The organism is Nocardiopsis suaedae (assembly GCF_027706745.1).
Classification (GTDB): Bacteria; Actinomycetota; Actinomycetes; order Streptosporangiales; family Streptosporangiaceae; genus Nocardiopsis_A; species Nocardiopsis_A suaedae.
The window spans coordinates 114,221-135,582 of record NZ_JAQFWP010000010.1 but is presented as its reverse complement, the minus strand read 5'-3'; the positions used below and the strand labels follow the sequence as shown (position 1 = coordinate 135,582).

At 71.1% G+C, this 21,362-nt stretch carries 13 protein-coding genes and 2 tRNA genes; all 15 read right to left on the bottom strand.

Annotated features, from left to right (window positions below):
- Positions 1-153: 153 nt before the first annotated feature.
- Positions 154-226 (bottom strand) — tRNA-Glu (locus O4U47_RS07780).
- Positions 227-275: 49 nt separating this feature from the next.
- Positions 276-350: transfer RNA gene (locus tag O4U47_RS07775), tRNA-Gln, on the bottom strand.
- A 137-nt stretch (positions 351-487) separates the two neighbouring features.
- Positions 488-1,948 carry a glutamate--tRNA ligase gene (gene gltX, locus O4U47_RS07770; protein WP_270676944.1) on the bottom strand — a complete coding sequence of 487 codons (1,461 nt, stop codon included), beginning with the start codon at positions 1,946-1,948 and terminating at the stop codon, positions 488-490.
- Between the two features lie 85 nt (positions 1,949-2,033).
- Entirely contained in the window at positions 2,034-3,368 is a 1,335-nt protein-coding gene (locus O4U47_RS07765; protein ID WP_270676942.1) for an ABC transporter substrate-binding protein, read from the bottom strand.
- Positions 3,368-4,474, bottom strand: a complete 1,107-nt coding sequence (locus tag O4U47_RS07760) for a branched-chain amino acid ABC transporter permease (RefSeq protein ID WP_270676941.1) — start codon at positions 4,472-4,474, stop codon at positions 3,368-3,370. The genes O4U47_RS07765 and O4U47_RS07760 overlap by 1 nt, the downstream gene beginning before the upstream one ends.
- Before the next feature lie 2 nt (positions 4,475-4,476).
- The gene (locus tag O4U47_RS07755; RefSeq protein ID WP_270676940.1) at positions 4,477-5,328 is read right to left on the bottom strand and encodes a branched-chain amino acid ABC transporter permease; all 852 of its coding nucleotides are present in this window, start codon (positions 5,326-5,328) and stop codon (positions 4,477-4,479) included.
- Between the two features lie 11 nt (positions 5,329-5,339).
- Positions 5,340-6,089: an ABC transporter ATP-binding protein gene (locus O4U47_RS07750; RefSeq protein WP_270676939.1), complete on the bottom strand. Its 750-nt coding sequence runs from the start codon at positions 6,087-6,089 to the stop codon at positions 5,340-5,342.
- Positions 6,079-6,897, bottom strand: a complete 819-nt coding sequence (locus O4U47_RS07745) for an ABC transporter ATP-binding protein (protein WP_270676938.1) — start codon at positions 6,895-6,897, stop codon at positions 6,079-6,081. Before O4U47_RS07745 ends, O4U47_RS07750 begins: the two co-directional genes overlap by 11 nt.
- A gap of 220 nt (positions 6,898-7,117) precedes the next feature.
- Positions 7,118-8,290, bottom strand: coding sequence for a GDSL-type esterase/lipase family protein (locus O4U47_RS07740; RefSeq protein WP_270676937.1), 1,173 nt, complete (start codon positions 8,288-8,290; stop codon positions 7,118-7,120).
- Between the two features lie 135 nt (positions 8,291-8,425).
- Entirely contained in the window at positions 8,426-9,208 is a 783-nt protein-coding gene (locus O4U47_RS07735) for a hypothetical protein (protein WP_270676936.1), read from the bottom strand.
- Between the two features lie 64 nt (positions 9,209-9,272).
- Positions 9,273-9,935, bottom strand: coding sequence for a hypothetical protein (locus O4U47_RS07730; protein ID WP_270676935.1), 663 nt, complete (start codon positions 9,933-9,935; stop codon positions 9,273-9,275).
- A 64-nt stretch (positions 9,936-9,999) separates the two neighbouring features.
- The gene (locus O4U47_RS07725) at positions 10,000-10,701 is read right to left on the bottom strand and encodes a hypothetical protein (RefSeq protein WP_270676934.1); all 702 of its coding nucleotides are present in this window, start codon (positions 10,699-10,701) and stop codon (positions 10,000-10,002) included.
- A gap of 39 nt (positions 10,702-10,740) precedes the next feature.
- Positions 10,741-11,361 carry a hypothetical protein gene (locus O4U47_RS07720; RefSeq protein WP_270676933.1) on the bottom strand — a complete coding sequence of 207 codons (621 nt, stop codon included), beginning with the start codon at positions 11,359-11,361 and terminating at the stop codon, positions 10,741-10,743.
- A 105-nt stretch (positions 11,362-11,466) separates the two neighbouring features.
- A complete protein-coding gene (locus tag O4U47_RS07715; RefSeq protein WP_270676932.1) occupies positions 11,467-12,054 on the bottom strand; it encodes a hypothetical protein in 588 nt (195 codons plus the stop codon).
- Entirely contained in the window at positions 12,055-21,168 is a 9,114-nt protein-coding gene (locus O4U47_RS07710) for a DNRLRE domain-containing protein (RefSeq protein ID WP_270676931.1), read from the bottom strand.
- Between the last annotated feature and the right edge of the window lie 194 nt (positions 21,169-21,362).

Genomic DNA, 21,362 nt, shown 5'->3' with positions numbered 1-21,362 from the left:
ACCGCCGTTACCGCCTTGAGAGGGCGGCGTCCTAGGCCACTAGACGACGGGGGCCTATTCGTGCCTCATCCTATCGGACCCGTACGGGTCCGGCCGGACCTGGCCTGCGCCAGAAAAAAGGCTCCCATCGGGTGGGAGCCTCTCCCTGCTGCGTACCCCCGAGCGGATTCGAACCGCCGTTACCGCCTTGAGAGGGCGGCGTCCTAGGCCACTAGACGACGGGGGCCCAAGAGAACCGTTCTACCGGTCCCGCGGCCTCCCTACCGGAAGGCCGTTGGCTGGGCTACCAGGACTCGAACCTAGACTAACTGAACCAGAATCAGTCGTGCTGCCGATTACACCATAGCCCACTGTTCTCCCCGGGGGCCCTTCCCTTTCGGGCCTGTCCCCCGCGGCGACGTGCTCAACTTTAGCGGACTTCGGGAGTGCTCGCGAACCGGAATCCGGGGGCGGCCGGTGTGCGCCCGGCCACCCCGGTCGGGCGGTCCTACTCGGCGGGTGCGTCCGCCTGCTCCCGCGCCTGCTCGGCCCGCAGGCGCTCCAGCGCGGCCTCCAGGCGCGCGCGCACGCGGTCGCGGCCGAGCAGTTCCAGGGACTCGAACAGCGGCAGCCCCACGGTCCGCCCGGTGACGGCGACGCGCACCGGCGCCTGCGCCTTGCCGAGCTTGAGCCCCTGGGCCTGGCCGACCTCCTCAAGGGCGGTCTTGAGCGCCTCGGCCTCCCAGACCTGCCCGGGGTCACCGAAGCGCTCCAGGGACGCCGACAGCATCTCCTCGCCCACTCCCGGCTTCATCGCCTTGTTCCAGGACTTCTCGTCGAAGACCGGCTCGTCCAGGAAGAGGAAGTCGACGTTCGGCACGATCTCGCTGAGCACCGCGATGCGGCTCTGGGCCAGCGGCGCGATCGCGCGGAACGCCTCCTCGTCGAAGTTGGACGCCGGCCAGGGAGCCCGGTCGGCAGCCAGGTAGGGGCGGCAGCGCTCGACGAAGTCGTCGGCGTCCAGGGCGCGGATGTACTCGCCGTTGAAGGCGCGCAGCTTCTTCTCGTCGAAGAAGGCGCTGGAGCTGTTCACGTCGGAGATGTTGAACAGCGGCTGCATCTGCTCCCAGGGCATGATCTCCCGGTCGTCGCCCGGCGCCCACCCCAGCAGCATCAGGTAGTTGACCATCGCCTCGGGCAGGTAGCCCTCGTCCTGGTAGGACTCCAGGGCGACCTTGTCGCGGCGCTTGGAGAGCTTCTGCCGCTTCTCGTTGACGATGACCGGCAGGTGCGCCCACACCGGAGGGGTCCTGTCCAGCGCCTCCCAGAGCAGCTGCTGCTTGGGGGTGTTGGACAGGTGCTCCTCGCCGCGGATCACCTCGTTGACGCCCATCTCGACGTCGTCGACCACGTTGGCCAGCACGAACAGCGGGGAGCCGTCGGCGCGCGCGATGACGAAGTCCTCGATGTTGTCGTGGTCGAACTCCACGCGGCCGCGGATGCGGTCCTCGACCACGGTCGGGCCGCCGCCGGGCACCCGGAAGCGCAGGGCGCGCCCGGGGCCGGGCTCCAGGCCGCGGTCGCGGCAGAAGCCGTCGTAGCCCAGGTGGGGGTTGCCGCGGCGCTCCTGCACCTGCTCGCGGGTGCAGTCGCAGTAGTAGGCCTTGCCGTCCTTGTACAGGCGCTCGGCGGTCTCCTTGTGCTTGTCGGCGTAGGCCGACTGGAAGTAGGGGCCCTCGAAGTGGGGGTCCTCGGCGGAGATGCCGAGCCAGGCCAGGGCGCTGATGATGCCCTCGGTCCACTCGGGCTTGTTGCGGGCGGCGTCGGTGTCCTCGATGCGGAGCACGAACCGGCCCTCGGGGTGCTGCTGTGCCAGCGCCCAGTTGAACAGTGCGGAACGGGCGCCGCCGACGTGGAACATGCCCGTCGGGGACGGCGCGAAGCGAACGCGAATCGAAGTCTCACTCACTTGCCCAAGCCTATCGGCGCAGGATGAGGCCCCAGGGCGGCCGTGCGGGGCCGCCCTGGGGCTCAGGGTGTCGCCGGGGACCGCCTCACCCCTGGGCGAGGGGCCCGATGTCCTCGGGGAGCGGGCGGTCGACCTCCGCCGGCTCGATGTCGCCCTCGGCGTTGTCGGTGACCGCGGGGTCGCGGACCATCTCCAGCTCGCCGTCCTCGTAGCGGGTGATGAAGCCCCCGGCGTAACCGCCGCGGTCCTCCCCGGTGGAGGAGAACGGCACCAGGCCGGGGCCGCCGGGCTCCAGGGACTCCAGCGCCTCGATGAGCGAAGCGCGCGTGGGGTCCTCCCCCGCGGCCTCCAGCGCCCGGACGAACTGCACGGCCTGCACCATGCCGTAGACCGTGGTGTTGCTCAGCGGGGCGTCGCCCCCGTACTCGTCGTAGACGCCGCGGAGGAAGGCGACCCAGGGGTCGTCCCCGCCGAGCTCGACCGGGGGCAGGTACCCCAGCGTCATCAGCCCGTTGAGGAAGTCGTCGGGGTCGCCGCCGGAGCCGGCCTGCTCGGCGAAGGAGGACAGCAGCCCGCGCAGGGTGACCGTGTCGCCGCCGATGCTGCTGGTGATGAACTGCGGCTCGTACCCGATGCGCGCCGACTCCAGCAGCCCCAGGGCCACGTAGTTGGGGATGCAGGCGCAGACGACGACCTCGGCGCCCTCCCGCTCCAGCCCGGCGATCTGCGCGGAAAGGTCCTCGGCCCCGGACTCGTAGTGCTCCACGGACACCGCCTGGTCCTGCAGGTACATGTCCAGGCCGCGCTGGGAGTCGACGCCCACGTCGTCGTTCTGCAGCAGGTAGCCGACCTTGGCGTCCTCGAACTCCTCGGAGATGTACTCGCCGAGGATCTTCGACTCCTTGGTGTAGTCGACCTGGTAGCCGTAGGTCAGCGGGTACTTCTCGGGGTCGTTCCACATCAGCGCCCCGGAGGAGGGGAACAGATCGGGCACCCCCTCCGTGTTGAGGAAGTCGACCACCTTGGAGTGGGTGGGCGTGCCGAGCCCGCCGACCATGGCGAAGATCTCGTCCTGGTGCACCAGCTCCCGGGTGACCTCCACCGTCCGGGTGGGGTCGTAGGCGTCGTCCTCGGCGAGGTACTCGATGGTGCGCCCGTGCACCCCGCCGTTGGCGTTGACGAAGTCGTACACCGCCTGGGCGCCGACGGAGATCTGGCTGTAGCCGGGGGCGGCGGGCCCGGTCAGCGGCATGTGGGCGCCGATGGTGACGGTGTCGTCGGTGACGCCCGTCGACACGTCGAGGTCGGCCTCGGCCCCCTCTCCGGTCTGGCCGGCGCCGGTGCACCCGGCCGCGAGCAGTGCCAGGGCCAGGGACGCGGCGGCCAGGGGCCGGGCGGCACGGATGGGATCGGTTCTCATCAGGAATCTCCCGTCTGCGAGGGGGTGCTGCGGTGGCGGCCGAGGGCGGAGAGCGCGCCGTGCACGCCGCGCGGCCAGGCGAGGACGATGATGATCAGGACGGCGCCGAAGAACACCACGGGCAGGTTGTTGCGCACGTCGGTGTCCAGCTCCAGGGCGTGGGCGAGCTCGGTCCCGGCGACCTCCACGTAGACGATCGCCAGCGCCGCCCAGAAGGCGCCCCACAGGCTGCCCAGGCCGCCCAGGACGAGCGCGGCGAGCAGCACCAGGGACAGTGTCAGCGCGTAGGTGGAGGGGGTGGCGGTGCCGAGCACGTAGGCCTGGCAGGCCCCGGCCAGCGACCCCGCACCGGCGCTGATCACGAACGCGGTGACCCGCGCGCGGCCGACCGGGATGCCCGACAGCGCCGCGGCGGTGGGGTCGTCGCGCAGGGCGCGCAGGTGGCGGCCGAGGCGTCCGCGGGTCGCGGTGGCCAGCACCACCAGGCCGATGAGGGCGACCGTCCAGACCACCAGCGCCCGCCACTGGGTGTCGTCGACCAGGCCGGAGAGGGCCGGGGGCGCGCCGATGGCGGTGAACGCCAGGCCGTTGGCGCCGCCCAGCAGGTCCGGGAAGCGCAGGGCGACCGCGGGCAGGCCCACCGCCAGCATGAGCGTCGCGCCCGCCAGGTAGGGGCCGTGCAGGCGCGCGGTCGCCGCCCCGACGGCCAGGCCCGCCAGGCACCCGGCGGCGCAGGCGGCGGCCATGCCCGCCGCCAGGGGGACGGCGGGCAGGTTCACCACCAGCAGCGCCATGGTGTAGGCCCCGACGAACATGAAGGCGCCGTGGCCCAGCGACACCTGGCCGCTGGTGCCCACGAGGAGCTGCAGCCCGGCCACGGCGAGCAGGTGCAGTCCCACGTCGGCGACGCGCAGGTCGGTGACGGGGCCGGTGGCCGCGGTCAGGAGGGCCACGGCGGCCAGGGCCGCGAGCGCCCACAGGCCGTGGCGCAGGAGCGGGTGGCCGAGGGCGGGGCGCCGCCCCGCGCGGGTCGCGGTCGCGGCCTTCGCGGGGCCCGCGGTGTCGGGGCGGGCGTCGGAGGCCGGGGCGCGGTGGGTGGGGGCCATGGTCAGACCTTTCGGGCGGCGGCCCGGGAGAACAGGCCGTCCGGTTTGAGGGCGAGCACGGTCAGCAGCACCACCAGGGCGGCGAGCGCGGTCAGTTCGGGGCCCGCGTAGCCGGTGACGTAGGACAGCAGCACGCCGACGGCCAGGCCCCCGGCCACGGCGCCGAAGGGGTTCTCCAGGCCGCCCGCGACGGCGGCGGCGATGGCGAACACGAAGACCAGGTCGAAGGCGTTGGGGGTGAGGAAGGGCGGTGCGGCGAGCATCCCCGCCAGCGCGCCGATGGCCGAGGCCAGCGCCCAGGCGGAGGCCAGCACCGCGCCCACCCGCACCCCGGACAGCCGCGCGGCCTCGGGGCGGATCGCGGCGGCGCGCATGCGCAGCCCGGCGGGGGTGAAGCGGTAGAGGGCGAACAGGGCGAGGGCCACGAGCAGGACCGAGGCCAGGGCGAAGGCGTCGGCCGGGGAGAAGCGGCCGCGGTAGTCGAGCGGGTAGGCGAAGGAGAGCGGTTCGTTGCCCCACACCATGCCCACGGCGCCCTGCAGGACCATCAGCAGGCCGAGGGTGGCGATGATGGGGCTGAGCGGGGAGGCGTTGCGCAGCGGGCGCACCAGGAGGCGCTCGGTGGCGGCGCCCAGCAGGGCGCCCGCGGCCAGTGCGGCGGCGAAGCCCGCCCAGTAGGAACCGGTGGCGGCGGTGACGGCGTAGGCCAGGTAGGCCGAGACCAGGGCGAAGGCGGGCTGGGCGAAGTTGAGCACCCGGGTGGCCTGGTAGATCAGGACCAGGGACAGGGCCAGGGCGGCGTAGACCGCCCCCGTGGCCAGCCCGTTGAGGGTGAGGTTGGCGAAGTGCTCCATGGTCGGCTCCCTCACAGACCCAGGTAGGCGGCGCGGACGCGGGGGTCGCCGAGCAGGTCGGCCGATGGGCCCTCGGTGGCGACGGCGCCCTGGTCGAGGACGTGGGCGCGGTCGCTGGCGCGCAGCGCCGTGCGGGCGTTCTGCTCGACCAGGACGACCGTCAGGCCGGTTCGGGACCGCAGGTCCTGGAGCAGGTGCATGATGCGGCGGGTGATGAGCGGGGCCAGGCCGAGCGAGGGCTCGTCCAGGAGGATGACGCGCGGACCGGCCATGAGCGCCCTGCCGATGGCGAGCATCTGGCGCTCGCCCCCGGAGAGGGAGGAGGCCGAGCGGGTGCGGCGCTCGCGCAGGGGCTCGAAGAGGTCGTAGACCTCGCCGAGCGCGGCGGCGCGGGCGGCGCGGCCCCGGCGGACCAGGCCGCCCAGGCGCAGGTTCTCCTCCACGGTGAGCTCGGTGAGCACGCCGCCGCCCTCGGGCACGTGCAGCAGGCCGCGGCGGACCAGCTCCTCGGCGGGGGCGCCGGTGACGTCCTCGCCGAAGAGCAGGACGCGGCCGGAGCGGGGCGGGTGGAGGCCGGAGGCGGCGCGCAGGAAGGTGGTCTTCCCGGCGCCGTTGGCGCCCAGGACGGCGTGCAGGGCGCCGGGGGCGACCTCCAGGTCGACGGTGTCGAGGGCGCGGACGGCGCCGTAGTGGACGGTGAGGCCTTCGGTGCGCAGGGCGGGCGGGGCGGAGGCGGCGCGCAGGGCGGGGTCAGCGGCCATCGCGGGCCTCCTCGGGTCCGTCGGGGGCGAGCAGGTCGCCGTCTCCCTCGGGCGGCCCCAGGTAGGCGCGCTCGACGGCGGGGTCGGCGCGCACCTCGTCCGGGGTCCCGTCGGCGATCACCCGGCCGAAGTCGAGCACCACGACGCGGTCGCAGACGCGCATGACCAGGTCCATGTGGTGCTCGACGAGGAGCACCGACCCGTGGGCGCGCATCCCCCGCACGCGCTCGGCCAGCTCGGAGACCTCGTCGGCGGCCAGCCCGGAGGCGGGCTCGTCGAGCAGGAGCAGCTCCGGGGAGCACACGCAGGCGCGGGCCAGGGCCACGCGCTTCTGCACGCCGTAGGGCAGGGTGCCGGGCAGGGCGTGGGCGGTGTCGGCGACGCCGAACTCGTGGAGGGCGGCCTCGGCCCGCTCGCGCACCCGGCGCTCGTCGCGCGGGGCGCGGCCCAGGCCGGTGAGCATGCCGGGCAGGCCGCCGGTGGCCAGCGGGTCGGCGCCCACCATCACGTTCTCCAGCACCGTCATCCCGGGGAACAGGCCCAGGCCCTGCAGCATGCGGGAGATGCCCAGGCGCGGCAGGTGGTGGGGGCGGTGGCGGCGGAGCGGGCGGCCGTGCCGCCGCAGGGTGCCCTCCCGGGGGCGGACGACGCCGCTGACCGCGTTGAACACGGTGGTCTTCCCGGCGCCGTTGGGGCCGATCAGCCCGACGACGCTGCGGTGGGGCACGTCGAAGGTGACGCGGTCGAGCGCGGTCAGTCCGCCGAAGGCGACGGTGAGCTGCTCGACCGACAGGACATGGCCGTCCATGGGCTCCTCTCGGGTCGCGGCGCGCGGCGCCGGGGGAGTCCGCGACACGACCGACCATCCGGTCGGTCGGGGGTAGACGACCCCCGTTCACCGGCGCCGATGCCGTCGCGGCTGCCCCGAACGCTAGTCGCGGCGGCGGTGGGCCCGGAAGGTCCGCGGGGGCAGACCGGTGGTTTCCCTGATGGGGTGTGCGGGGTGTACGGACGGCGCCGGGCCGCGCTCAGGCCTGTGCGGAGACGGCGACGCGGTCGGAGTAGTCGCCCTTGTGCCAGCCCTTGTCGGCGCGGACCTGGAAGGTGTACTCGGCCCCCGGTTCGACGTCCTCCAGGGTCCAGGTGCGCACGTGGGCGGGGAGGGGCCGGGCCTTCGCCCAGACCTGGTCCGCGCCTTCCGGCGTCCCTTCCCCGCCCTGCTTCCACCGCACACGGTAGGTGGTGGCCCCCGGGACGGGGTCCCAGTTCAGGACGGCGCCCTGGCCGGGGACGAGCTCGGCGGTCGGCTCGGGGGCCTCCCGCGGCCCGAACTCGGTCTCGGGGAGCGGGCGGGGGTAGGGCGCGCCGTAGCCGAACCCGGAGTGCAGGGCGTCGGCGAAGGCGGCGGCGATCTTGAGCTCGCCGCGGGCGTTGGGGTGGGTGCCGTCGTAGGTGTCGCGGTCGGGTACGTAGGACTCGGCGTCGGCGATGTCGACGTGGACGACGCGGGCGCCGGGGCGGGACTCCTCTTCGGCGATGGCGTCCAGGCCGGAGTTGTAGGCGCCGACCTTGGCGGCGAAGGAGGGATCGTCCACACCGCGCTGGGTGGGGAGCACCCCGGCGATGAGCACCTGCGGCGGGTCGTCCCCCTGGCGCGCCTCGTCCAGGAGGTCCCGCACCTGCCCGTGCATGCGGCCGGGCTCGGCGCCCAGCCAGCCGAGGTCGTTGATGCCGAGCAGGACGAGGAGGACGTCGGGGTCGTACTCGGCGACGGTGCCGCCGATCTCCTGGGAGGCGTCCTTGAGGGTGCGGCCCCACATGGCGTCGTGGGCGGTGCCGAAGTCGGGGTCGGCGTAGCCGTCGTGCTCGTCCTCGCCCTCGGTGGCGCGGTTCTCGACCCCGTCGCGGGGGCCGACGAACTCCAGGTCGGGGTCGGTGTCGGAGAGATGGTTCCAGAGCCGGTAGCGCCAGGTGAGGTCGCCGGTGCCGCCGTGGGTGAGGGAGTCGCCGACGGCCATGACGCGGACGCCGCGCCCGCCGTCGCCGAGCGGGGCGGCGTCCCCGGATCCTGCGGTCGGGTCCCCGCCGCCAGGCGCGTCCCCCACACTCCCGCCCGGATCACACCCGACGACGAGGAGGAGGCCGAGCAGGGCGGCCAGGACGGCGGAGCCCCGGGCCCGGGGGCGCGTCAGGTCCAGCATGCACAAAGCCTTTCAACGGCGACAATCGCGGCTCACCTGGCGAAATGCCGCAATCGACCCGTCCAGGTATACCCGCCGCAGATCACACGGGGACCACCGAGGGCGCACACCACGGCAGCGGTCACCCGGTGGGCCTCACTCCGCCGGGCGGACCACGCCGGTGACGATCTCCATGACGTCCTCCGGGCCGTCCCCGGTCGGCCATTCCCACCACAGCACGAGGGGGTCGTCGTCCTCCTCGGGCTGCACCCCGAGGAGGACGCCGGACAGCGAACCGCCCGCCGCCTCCTTCAGCTCCGCCCCTCGGGGGTTGAGGACGAATTCGGCGTAGGCCGCTCCGTGGAGGCCGGGCGGCGCGTCGACCGGTGTGAACGCACTCATCACCTCGCCGGTCGAGGACAGCTCGTTCACGAACCGGATGACGGCCCGGTGGGCGTCGAATTCGTCCGCGGGATAGCCCGAGAGCACTTGGAGGCCGCCCACCTCGGGGTCGGCGTACCCGGCCTCGGTCCCCTCCGGGAACGGCGCCTCCTCGGGGTCCATCCGGCCCCAGTCCTCGTGGACGGGGAGAACGAGGCCGACCTCCTCCACGGTGCGCCATCCCTCGGGGAGGTCTGAAGGGTCCCCCACTCCTGCCTCAGCCTCGTCACCTCCTTCACCGCCGGTGTCGTCCGCCGCCTGGGAGACCGGGCCGGAGGCGCCTTCGCCCGGCGGCCAGAACGGGGACTCCGCCCGCGCGAACTCGTCGGCGGTCATGGCCGCGGACTCCTGCGCGCCGTCCGCGCCGGAGGGCCCCGAGGCGGCGGAGGCGGCGGTCGCGCCGCCGGTGACGAGCGGTCGCAGGGTGGCGAGCGAGAGGAGGACGGCCGCGCAGCCCGCGGCGAGGGAGACGAGGATGGTCAGGCGGGACGTTCGCATCAGGGGATCGTTCTCTCGGGGAATCGGAGGGGAGGCCGGACGCAGGGGGGACCGAGACGGGTGCTCAGTCGCCGGTCCAGGCGCGCCACCCGTCCGGGGCCGGGCGCAGCCCGTTCAACAGGGCCATGGCGTCGTCGGCGTCGAAGTCGTCGGCCCGCAGGAGGCGCACGAGCACGGGAGCGGTCCCCTGCTCGGTCTGCAGCACGTAGTAGGTGCCGTTCACGGCGATGCCCTCCCCGGTCCCGGGGTCTGTGTAGGAGGCGGGGTAGGCGCAGAGCCCTGCCGCGTAGGCCTCGGGCAGGTCGTACTCCTGGCACCCGTCGTTGGTGCCGAGGGGGAGGTCGAGCTCCTCGCCGCGCTCCAGTGAGGCGGCCTCGATGAGGGCCTGGTAGGGGCCGGTGTCGTCCCCCGGGTAGTCGAGGACGCTCAGCTCCCCGAGGGGATCGCCGTCCGGCGAGTGCCACGAGGCCGCGTATCCGTCCTTGAGGCCGCCCTCGGGGACGGCGTCCCAGTCGCCGGGCACGGTGAAGGAGACGCCGGCGGCCTCCTCGCGCTCCCATCCGGAGGGGTCGTCCCCATAGTGCACGGGCTCCTCGGCGAGCCAGGTCAGATCGTCCGCTCCGGGGATTCCGAGCGCGCCCCCGAACCGCGCCACGATCGACACCGCGACCAGGAGGGCACCGACCAGCACCACACCGAGGACGGGCCCTGAGAACCGTCGTTCCATTTCCGTATTCCGTCCGCTTCTGCGTTCCGTCCGCCTTACCGGTCCCCGGGCCGACGCCGAGGGGTCACACTGCGGGGCGGACCCCGACGGTGATGACGTCCACCGCGTCGTCCGGGTAGCCCTCCTCGGGCCACCCCCACCAGATGAGCACAGGGGCGCCCTCGGGGACCGGCTCCACGGCGTAGAGGAAGCCGCGCACACGTCCGCCGATCTCGTCCTTCACCTCCGAGGAGTCGGGATCGAACGTGATCTCCGCGTGCGCCGCCGCGTCGATTCCGGGGGCGGGATACTCCCACTCCTCCATGTGGCCCGCGACCCTTCCTGCCGTGACGAGCCGGTTGCGCACGGACGTGACGGCTCCAGCGGGGCTGCGGTAAGAGGTCATGTGGGTGAGCACCTGGACACGGCCGGTCCGGAGCTCTCCGCCGTCCGTCTCGGCGAGAACGGGTCCCCCGCCCTCTTCGCCCCCTTCCTCGCCCGCCCACGCATCGGGCACGGGGATGTCCAACCCGGCCTCCGTGGTCGAGGCCCATCCTTCAGGGAGCCCGTCCGCCGGTTCTCCGGACGCCGAATCCGGCTTCCCCGGCGGCCAGACGATCGACTCCGCGTCCACGAAGTCCTCGGGACTCAGGGCGGCGCTCCCGTCGGCGGCACCGTCGGTACCGGTCAGCGTGCCTCCGTACCACCACAGCAGGCCGATGGCCAGGCAGAGGACGAGGAAGACGGCGACCAGCGAGAGGACGGCGGACGAAGGGGACATGCGCATGGGGGACGTCTCACAGGCTCAGGGGAAAGGGGCGGGGTTTCAGCGGATCAGACCGGCGTAGGCAGGCCGAACGGCGTCCAGGAGATCCGGCACCGTGAAATCGGAGTCCTCCACGAGAAGGACCCGCACGATCACAGGGGCGGAGTCGCGCTCGACCTGGACGGCGTAGTAGACACCGGTCATGCCGTGGATGCGCCTCCCGCTCTCCGGGTCCACGTAGGCCGCAGGGAAGTCGCAGGCACCGTTGAGGTAGAAATCGAAGAAGTCGTACTCCCAGCAGCCCTCGTTCCCGGCGAGCGGAAGGTCGAGCTTTTCGCTCCGCAGGAGCGAGGAGGCGTCGACGAGGGCGCGGTAGGCGTCGGTCCCGGCGTCCGGGTAGTCGAGCACGCTCAGTTCCCCGATGGCGGTGCCGCCGTCCGGTGCGTGCCACGAGGCGGCGTAGCCGTCCTTGAGATCGCCCTCGGGGACGGGAACCCAGTCACCGGGCACGGCATAGGAGATGTCGGCCGCGGTGTGCCGCTGCCATCCCGGAGGGTCGGGCGGAAAGGCGGCGGGCTCCTCGGTGAGCCAACTCAGGTCGTCGGCCCCGGGGATGTCGAACGGCCCCTCGGACCGCGCCGCGCCGGATACGGCCGCAAGGAGTACAGCGAGCCCGAGCACAAGGACTACGGGCTTTACCGTCCTTAACCTCATTTCAAGCACCCAAACCTGCATCGCAAGCGCCCGGACGCCCATCCGACGGCGGACCGCTCGCCAAAACAGACCTCATCCGAATCTTTCGACCAGAACGGGGCGCTGCGCCACATACTCACCCTTGATGATATTCGAATCGAGCCGACCAGTAACCGCCTCTACCAAGAACTCACAGGCGGACATATCGTGACGCTCCCAGATATCGTCACGATAGTCGACCACCACCGGCCATTCATACGGCTCCCCCTCCGTAAGCCAGTAGATATTCGCTCCACCCAGATCCTCTCCCCACGCAACGAGCCCGGGACGCCCAGGGTGAAACGGGATCGGAATCAACCCACCACACCCAGCGAATAGACCCTGCGCGTCGACAACCCCTTGAACAGCATCCGGAAATTCCGCTCTATTCCCTTCATAGATCAGCGAGATCTCTTCCGTCACAGCGGAGACGGAACGAGAAATTCCATCTCCCCCGGCGGGCGCAGCAACGGATATCCCATTGATTCGAGACACCCCACTCCTCTCGATGAACTCCTTGTAATCTCTCGGAAGGGTAATCCCGAGTTCAGATTCATCTCCATCCCAATCGATGCCACAGGGTCCATCCGGCAATGATCCAACAATAGCGACCAGGTCATCGACCCCTGCAAGCCCAGTCATCTAACTACCCACCTTCTCGCGACAGACATCACCATCGACATAACCGAAAGAGCCACCATTGATCACACAGGCATCCCAGCGATCGCCATTATCCGCAATTCCCTGCATATGCACACCCCATGGTCGCGCACCATCCCCCTCATACACCGGGGTCACAAGGTACAGGACGCGATGGTCACCCTGGAGATGCCTCGCAACCCTGCTTTCAATCCGCTTCATCCCCGACTTGTTAGCCCTACCTGTCATCGAAATAATATTTTCTGGCACACCCTGCCCATAAAAGAGGCTGGCAATAAGGTGACTCGCATTATCGCCCGCCTGAAAGGCCGGCGGCTTGACCTTTGGATCGAAGCGATTCGGGTTCAAATCCTCTTTGCCGCAGAATGCACCTAGTGCCGCGCCGCGCTGGCCACGAGCGTTGATCGGACTGTACTGAATCCGACTTTCACACCGGACGCCCTCATCAGCACTTTCAATATTGATTCCACCCAGTTTATCTTCCAGGCCGACTACCGCATCCTCGAACGTTTCGTAGTCGTCGACATCAAAGTCGACCTCCTCAACACTCGTCCTCCTCTCTGCCTTCCGCCGCGATTCATCGACCTCCTCTTGCCCGATCGGGTTGTTGATGGCCGGGCGCGGCTGCGGCGTATCGAGGATCTTCGCGAGAATCGCCTTGCGGGGATCGACCTTCGGAGGAGCCGGGCGAGATGGGGCACCGCCCCGGCCTCCGCCGCTGCTCCAGCCTTTCCTCGGGTACCAGCCGCCGCGCCCGGCAGGACGCCAATGCGTCCCGGTGGAGAATCTCCCCGTGGCTGCCCCCACCCCGACGGACGGCCAGTTCACAAAAGTCGTCGTCGCCGATCGAGTGCCGCTCCTGGCCCTTGTTCCGCCCCGCGATCTGGTATGTGCCCGACTCCGCGACCCCGTGACCTTCCCGGTCACCCATGCCGCCCCCGCCCCGACGGCCGTCCAGCCGATCGCCGCGTTCCGCTTGGTATTCGACCAACCGTTCCTGAGCCAGCCAGGGGTACTGACCGTCCCGCCTCCCCCGTAGCCGCCGCCCCCGAGCCCCGGGACCACCGGTCGCCAGCAGCGGAGCGAGAGCACACAGTGTCCTGTGGGGTCGGTATTCGCCACCGGATCCCCGTTGCCGTACGTGTAGCGGTTGGCCTGGACCGACGGGTCGGGGTTCAAGGTCATCGTGTCCCTGGAGGCGAACCTCCCGGTCCCCGGCTGGTACCAGCGGGCGTGCATGTTCACGTCCCCGGTCGCCGGGTCCGTCCACTCGCCCTGGTAGCCGACCGACGCCCCCTGGCCCTGGGACTCCACCACCTCACCGAACGGGTCGTAGGACGCCGACCCCAGCACGTCGCCCTCCGATGTGAACGCCGCGACCAGGTCGGAATGCGAGTTACCGAAGGCCAGCCCCGGCTCGCCCTCGCCGTCGGCGATGCTCAGCAGGGCGCCGTCCTCATCGCGGCCGTAGGCCGAGAGCACATCGCCTCCGGCACCGGTCACGGTGATCGGGTCGTTCTCCCAACCCGTATAGGTGAACTCCGACCGCTGCTCAGCGGCGAGGACCCCGTCGTCCTGCGTGCGTGAGACCACGCGCCCCAGGGCGTCATAGCCATAGGACACGTTCCCGTCCCCGGCGCTCGTCATGCGCTCGAAGGCATCGAACTGCGGCGTCCGCGCCACCCCGGACACCACCGACTCGGCCAGCGTCCCGCGCGGCGTGTACTCCCAGCGGTCCCCCGCACTCGATGAGGTCAGCCGGTTGCGCTCGTCGTACTCGAACTCCACGTCCCCGGCACGCACACGGTTCCCGGAGGCGTCCCACTCGTACTCCGTCACCTCACCCGACGGGCCGGTCCACGACGCCAGGCGTCCCGCGCCGTCGTAGGAGAAGGACTCCGTGCCCGCACCGACCGTCCCGGAGGTCGTCCGGCCGACCGTGCGCCCGGCGGCGTCGTAGGTGTACGCCACCGAGGGACCGCCGGCTACAGCGTCGCTCGCCAGGCGGCCTAGCCCGTCATAGGTGAGTTCGCGCGCGGCACCGCCGTCCGTGGAGACCGATACCGGGCGCCCCGCGTCGTCATAGGAGGTCGCCACCGTCGCACGGGTCACCGGGTCGTACTGGCTCACCACGCGCCCACCGGCGTCCCGCTCGAACGTGGCGGTCCCCGTCTCCTTGTCGGTCCGCGACTCCAGGCGCCCGGCGGCGTCGTAGGCCATGGTCACCGACGGCACCGGCTCACCGGTCCCGTCGGTCTCGGGCCCGAGGATCTGCGCCAGGTTTCCCCGGTCGTCGTAGACCGCCTCGACCTCACCGAGCGCGGTGCTGATCCGGTTCAGGCGACCTGCCGCGTCGTACCCCAGGGTCCTGTTCGCGGTCATCGCCTCGGCCCCTGTACCGGACTCGGCCACCAGCCGTCCGAGGGCGTCGAACTCGCGCGTGCGCACGGCCCCGCCCGGTGCCTCCTCCCGAACGGGGTTGCCCCCGGCGTCGTAGAAGGTCCGCCAGGTCCGGTCGGCCTCGTCCGGAGTCGCCTCGGTCGCGGGCTCGGTCAGCGACTCCACCAGGCCGACGGCGTTGTAGCCGGTGATCACCGAGTTGCCGCGCCCGTCCGTGGTGCGCGTCCTGTGGCCCATGGCGTCGTAGCCGAACGACGTCGTGATCGTCTCGCCGTCCGCCACGGGTTCGACCAGCTCGACCATGCGCCCGCCCGCGTCGAACGCCCTGCGGACGGTCTCACCGAGCGCGTCGGTCTCCGCGACCGCATTCCCGGCGGCGTCGTAGGCGAAGGACACGCTCGTCCGCTCATCGGTACCGGTCCCCGCCGTCGCGTTCTCGGTCATCCGTCCGGCGAGGTCGAAGGCCGACGTATGGACGGTGCCCTCCGGGGTCTCGGCCTTGACCGCACGCCCCGCGAGGTCGTACTCGAACCGCGTGACGGCACCGGTCTCGTCGGTCGACTCGACGAGCTCACCCGCGGCGTTGTACTCCGACGTCCGGGTATTGCCGAGGGGATCGGTCACCGAGACCACTCGGCCGCCCGCGTCATAGGCGTACTCCGTGGTGTAGGCCCCCGCCTGGGGCAGCCGCTCTACCCGCGTCTCGGTCACCTGGCGCCCGAGGTCGTCGTAGGTCGCCTCGGTGAGGGCGCCCGAGGGGTCGGACACCGCGGCCGTCTCCCCGGTCGGCATCGAGAGCATGACCCAGCGCCCCGCCTCGGCCCCGTCCTCGGTGGGCGGGTCGGTCACCACCGCGAGGTTGCCCAGCTGGTCGTAGGAGTAGCTCCGGGTGGCGCCCAGGGCGTCGGTCTGCTCGGTCTTCCTTCCCAGGTCGTCGTAGGCGACGGTCGCACGCGGCGCGATCGCGGCTCCGTCCGGGCCGGTGTACTCGGGGGCGGTCTGCGCGATGACGCGGCCGGCCCTGTCGTATTCGGTGACGGTCGTGCCGCCCTCGGCGTCCACTTCGTGCGTACGGTCGCCGAAGGCGTCGTATCCGTAGAGCGTCGTGGGGCGCCCGCGTTCGGCGGTGCCGCCTTCCGATTCGATGTCCACCTCGGGTCCCCGGACCTCGACCAGGTCGCCCCGGGCGTCGTAACGCATGTCCGTGGCGTGGTCGGCGGCCGAGGCACCCTCCTCTGCCCCTCTCGGGTCCACTTCGCGCACGACGCGTCCGAACGTGTCGACGGTGTAGCGGGTGACGAGGTCCTGGTCGCCGTTCTCCACGGTCTCGGAGACCAGGTGGTCACCGGCGTCGTAGGCGTACCGGACCTCTTCGACACGCTCGGTTCCGGCGGCGGTCAGGGTCTCCGAGAGCACATTGCCGTTGCCGTCGTAGGAGTAGGAGGTCGTCCGGGCCAGACCATCCGGATCGAGGACCTCCTCGGTGAGGAAGGACGCCGCATCGTAGGTGGAGACGGTCCTCCTCTCCCCTCCTTCGGAGGTGTGGGCAACGGTGTTCCCGGCGCCGTCGTACTCGAACTCCTCACGGACGACGTCGCGCGGCTCGCTCTCGTCGTTCAGCACCGCGCCCTGTGCCGTCACACGGGCGAGGAGCCCGTCGGCGTAGTAGTCGTAGGCGGTGGTGCGCCCGACGGCGTCGGTCACCGACGCCAAACGGCCTGCGGGGTCGTAGGCCCGCGACTCCAGCACCAGAGTGGTCGCCTCGATCGGCATGTCCGGGTGTCCCGTCCACCCGATGATCTTCTCCTCCGCCACCTCGCCGCGGAGGGTGTAGGCGGTCTGGAACTGCGTTCCCTCAGCGTCGATGCGGGTGACGACCGCGCCGGTCGCGTCATAGCCCGTATGGGTCACCGCGCCTTCGGGGCCGGTATGCGTCTTCTCCCTGCCGTGGGCGTCGTACTCCCACGTTTCGACGCGTGTACCGGCCCCCTCCCCGAGGTCGGCCGTTTCGGCGGTGAGCCGGTTGCCGTCCGCGTCGTATGTGTAGGTGGTGCGCGCGGTGTGGCTCGCCCCGGTGACCTCGTTCTCCACGGTCGGGGCTGTCTCGGTGAGCACGCGCCCGGCGTCGTCGTAGGTGTAGGACGTCGTGGCCGACTGGCCCTCGGGGCCGTCCGAGACGGTCTCGCTCAGGACGCGTCCCAGGCCGTCGTAGGTGAAAGTGCGCGTCAGGCCGTTGGGCTCGACGACCTCCGCCCGGTCTCCGGCGGCGGTGTAGGAGTAGCGGGTCGTACCGCCGTTGGGGTCGGTCTCCGAGGCGAGCAGGCCCGCCGGAAGCGTTCCCCCGCCCACGGCCGGTTCGGTGCCGTGCGTGTAGCTGAAGTGCCGCTCCCGCCCGCTCGGGAAGTCCTCGGTGGGCGGACCCGACTCGGACTGCTGCTCCCCGTATTCGTTGTAGGCCCACCAGGTGCGGTACGTCTCGTCGAGGAAGTCCTGCGAGCGCGGGTCGTGGTAGCTGGTGAGCTGGTCGTTCCTCGGATCGAACGGGTCGTCCGCGTTGTGGAAGTAATGGAACCAGTCGGCGAAGCAGTTCTCGCGCGCCGTGTCACGGCAGGTCTTGCGCCCGAGCCGGTTGCCCCGCTCGTCGTTGTAGAACTCGGTCACAGCCCCGTTCGGATCGGTGACCTCGGCCAGGAACCCGCCGACGTCGTAGGCGTAGGTGGTCGTATAGCCGAGCTGATCCTCCGTACGGACGATCCGGTGCCCTTCGAGGGCGTCGTAGGTCGACACCGTGGTTCCGCCCCTGGGGTCGGTAACGGTGACCTCGGCCGTGGCCTCCGGCTCCTCGGCGCCGACGTCGCCCCGGTACACACGGTCGCCGTAGAGCCATTCCCCGCCGTCGGCGTCCACGTGCCGCTCGACGCGAGAGGTGGACTCGTCATAGGAGACGGTGTCCTGCACCCGCTCCTCGGGCGAGAGTGCGGACACGAGGCGGTCGGCAGGGTCCTGCCCCGACTCCGCGTGCATACGTACGGTCTCGGGGTGCAGGGGTCGCTGGTACACGGCGACCTCGTCGATACGGCCGTCGAAAGGGAACTCGCCCTTGGTATCGCGGGTGGCGGGCCACCCGGAGTCGGCGACGCCCCGCCCCGCGTACAGGAACTTCATCGCGCGGTGATCGACCTGGCCCTCGCGGCTGCCGACCTCCTCACCGTCGATGTACAGGCGCTGCACGGTGCCGTCCGAGGTCAGCGCCACGTGGTGCCATCCACCGTCGTTCACCGCCTCCGACGAGGTGATGGAGGAGCCCGCGCCCCCGGAGTTCCAGAAGCCTCCACGCAGTTTGCCGTCGGTTCCGACATACAGCAGAGGCGCCCGCTGGGCCGGGTCCTCCTCGGCGTCCATCGCCCCCAGCACCGTGCCGTGCCCGGTCGTGGAGATCCACGTCTCGACGGTGATCCGCGTGCCCACCCGTTGGAGGAGCGAATCGGGCAGCGAGGCGTGCCCGACACCCGCGTCGAGCGAGCCGCCCGTCGTCCCGGCGAGGGGGTGCTCCGCTCCGAGGGCCCCCTCGGCGGTCTGGGCCGGCTCACCGCCCAGGGCTTCGTGGATCTCGTCGGCCGAAGTCGTGCCCTCCCCCTCATCGAACCGCCAGTAGCCGTAGGGGTTCGCGTCCAGCACGGCGGCCCGGTAGTGCGAGCCGTCCTCGTAGGCGTAGCTCGTGCAACCGCCTTCGGGGTCGCAGACCGAGGTGAGGCGGTCGCCTTCATAGATGTAGGCCCACTCGGCGGAGGTTCCGTCCGGCCCTTCGGCCGTGACCGAGGAGACGTGTCCGTCGTCCCACGCGAAGCGGAGGAGCCGCCCTCCGGCGCCGGTCACCGTGGACAGGCGCCCGCCGCTGTGGTCCAGCGTCTGCTTCCGGCCACGGTGGTCGGTGATCTCGACCAGAGCACCGTCGGCGTCGAAGACGTAGGAGTCACCCTGCTTGTCCATGAGGCGCCATCCGCCGCCGTCCGTCACGCGGAGCGTGGCGAACATCCCCTTGGGCGCGGTGTAGGAGCCGTCGCCGTTGCGGGCGAACCGGTACTGGCGCCCGTCCGGGTAGGTGACGACGGCGTTGCCGGTCCCGTCGGCATCGGTCAGCAGCCGCATGTCGAAGCGGGTGCTCCACCCGGACCCGAACATGCCGCCCTGGCGGGGGTCGGCGGAGTTGAACGTGCGCGTCACGGTGAGCGGCGGTCCAGGCGTCGGCACCGCGGCATCGGTGTCGGCGCGGGTGAAGTTGCCCAGGAGGGGGTCGACACCGCCTTCGGACTCCGCCGTTCCCCCGGCCGCGAGCTTGGAGGTGACCGCGGGCTGGTCGGGCTCGGCGCCGACGCTCAGCCAGGGGCCCTCGGTGGTCTGGCTCCCGTCGCGGACCCAGACGGTCCAGGAGTAGCGGCCGCCCCATTCCATAAGGCCGTCGGGGAGCTTCCAGGAGGTGTCCTCCTGCCAGCCGGAATCGGTGCACTCCCAGTCCGGCCATGCGCCGTCGCAGAAGACGAACCAGAACTCCAGGCCGTCGTCGGGCCAGGCGTCGTTGTTGCGGCCGACCGCGGTGAACTCGGGCCTCAGCGTTGCAACGGTCGCTCCGTCCCGCGGGCTGTAGTCGACCAACTGCGGCGGCAGGTCGGGGATGTCGAGCGTGAGCTGTGCGGTACGCGGGACGCCCCAGGCCGCGAAGGACTGCGCCTTGTGCGTCATGTCGAACTTGACGGTCCACTCACCAGGCGGAAGCGGCCCGACCTTCGCCTTCACCGTGACCGTCTCACCGGTGGTGACGTTCTCCGGCATCTCGGTCGTCGGGGCCTCGTGGTAGACGCGCTCGCCGTCGGGGCCGTAGAGCGCGTAGCTCAGCTCGTAGCCGTTGGAAGGCGTCCAGGTCTCCTTGCCCCGGTTGGTGACCTTGACGTCGACGTAGGTGGCGCGGTTCGCGGTGGGCGCGGGGTCGGCCTCCGGGGGGTTCTGGGCGAAGGCGTAGTCGGCGCGGTAGGGGCTGTAGACCACGGTCATGTACGGCGCGCCCCACGACTCGCGGCTGCCGAACTTCTTCCACCCGTAGCTGTCGGAGGTGGAGGCCCGGACGGTGAGTCCTCGGTTCGGCTTATCGCCGTCCACCCAGTCCTGGACGAGGTCTCGGCCGCGCGATCCCAGGTCGATGCCCTCGTAAGCGGCCGGGCAGGAGCTGGAGGAGGCACCCGCGGGCATCCACCCGTGGGCGAAGCTCTTGCGGCCCAACGGGGTCGAGTCGTACTTCGGCCCCGGGTATCCGGCGATCTTCTTCTGGTCCCACGAACCGGTGACCTCGTGGACGGTGACCGGCTTGGCGGTGCACGAGTAGGACCAGTGGTTGAAGAGGTAGAGCTCGGCGTTGTAGATCTTGTGGTGCTCGAGCTCCTTGACCATCGATGAGAAGCGAAGGTACGAGGCGGCCTTGGTGGAGCCCCCGTTGTAGGTGCCCGCCTTGAGGTCCTTGTCCTGGTACCGGGAGGAGCCGTAACCGCTCTGGACATAGGTGTCCTGGGAGGCGTTGTAGTTCCACGCCGCCGTGGGGTCCACCCGGACCGGGTAGACGCGGTCGCCGCTGGTGAGCCAGTCGAAGTCCGCCGTCACCTCGAGCGTCCAGGAACCGCCTTCCTCGACGAGCTCGAAATGCACGTCGTCCGATTCCGCCCCGTCCCCTGAACGGGGGTCGATGTCGGAATCGCTCATATAGCCGGCCGGGATGTGGCCCTCAGGATCGCCCGACTCGGGATCGACGAGGTCGATGCCTCCGTCGTCGGCCTTCCGCGGGTCCAGGCCGTCCAAGTCCAGCGGGAACCGCCACACCGCGTCCTCGGGGGCCTGCGGCGCCTCGTCGAGGACGATGGTCTCCTTGACCGCTCCGCCCCGCAGCGCGGTGAGCTCGATCCCGGCGCCGTCGAGCGCGTCCTCATAGACGATGGTGTCGGGATCGTCCTCGGACACTTCACCGCGTGCGTTCCCCGTCCCCTCGGCGGAGAAGGCGACGGACCGCCCGTCCTCGGTCTCCATCCTGGCGAGCGGTGCACCGTCCGCCGTCTCAGAGAAGTCGACGTCGTTCGCATCGGCCCGGTTGCTCCACACTCCGGTGCGTTCGGGAATGAGAGTGGGGTCGATCTCCTCCCAATCACCCTTGTCGTTCTCGAAGTGGAGGGGTTCCAGGGAGAAGTCCGTGGCGAGGGTCCCGTCGGCGTTCCGGTAGGTGCGGGAGAACTCGTCCCGCTCCTCCGGGATCTCCTCGCTCGTATCCGGGTCGAAGCCTTCGACCTCCGGCGCTTCCGGTTCCTCCATGGGGCGCGGTCCGGTCTCCGGGGGCTCCACCGAGGCCTCTTCGGGGACGTCCGGCCACTCCCGGGGCAGAGCGCCTTCGGGCGGCTCGACCTTTCCGCCGCCGCCCCCTTCGGCCGAGGTCATACCGGTGTCCACCGTGTGCGGGAGGCCGTCGGCAGACCCCATGCGCTGGTCCGGGGTCGTGACGTCCGCGTCGGCGACAGGGCTCAGGCGCGGCATCCACACCGTTTCGGCGTCCGGCACCAAGGCCAGTGGGGCGAGCAGCGCGAGGACGGCCGTGATGACCACGGTCTGGGCCGCCAGACGGCGGGCGGGCAGGGGGCGTCGGGGGTGGTCGCCGAGGGGCACGGGTGCAGGCCTCCGGGAGGGGGACGGCGGGGGATGTGCAGCGGGGGCGCACAGAGGCGCAGGGAACGTATCCCGTTCTTAAATGCCTGAACAAGTTCTAATGAAGGACAAACCGCCACAAAATGCCCACGCGACACCTTCGCCGCGCCTCTCACCTGGCAGGATGCGACCCTCTCCGCCTCCGGTCGCGGTCG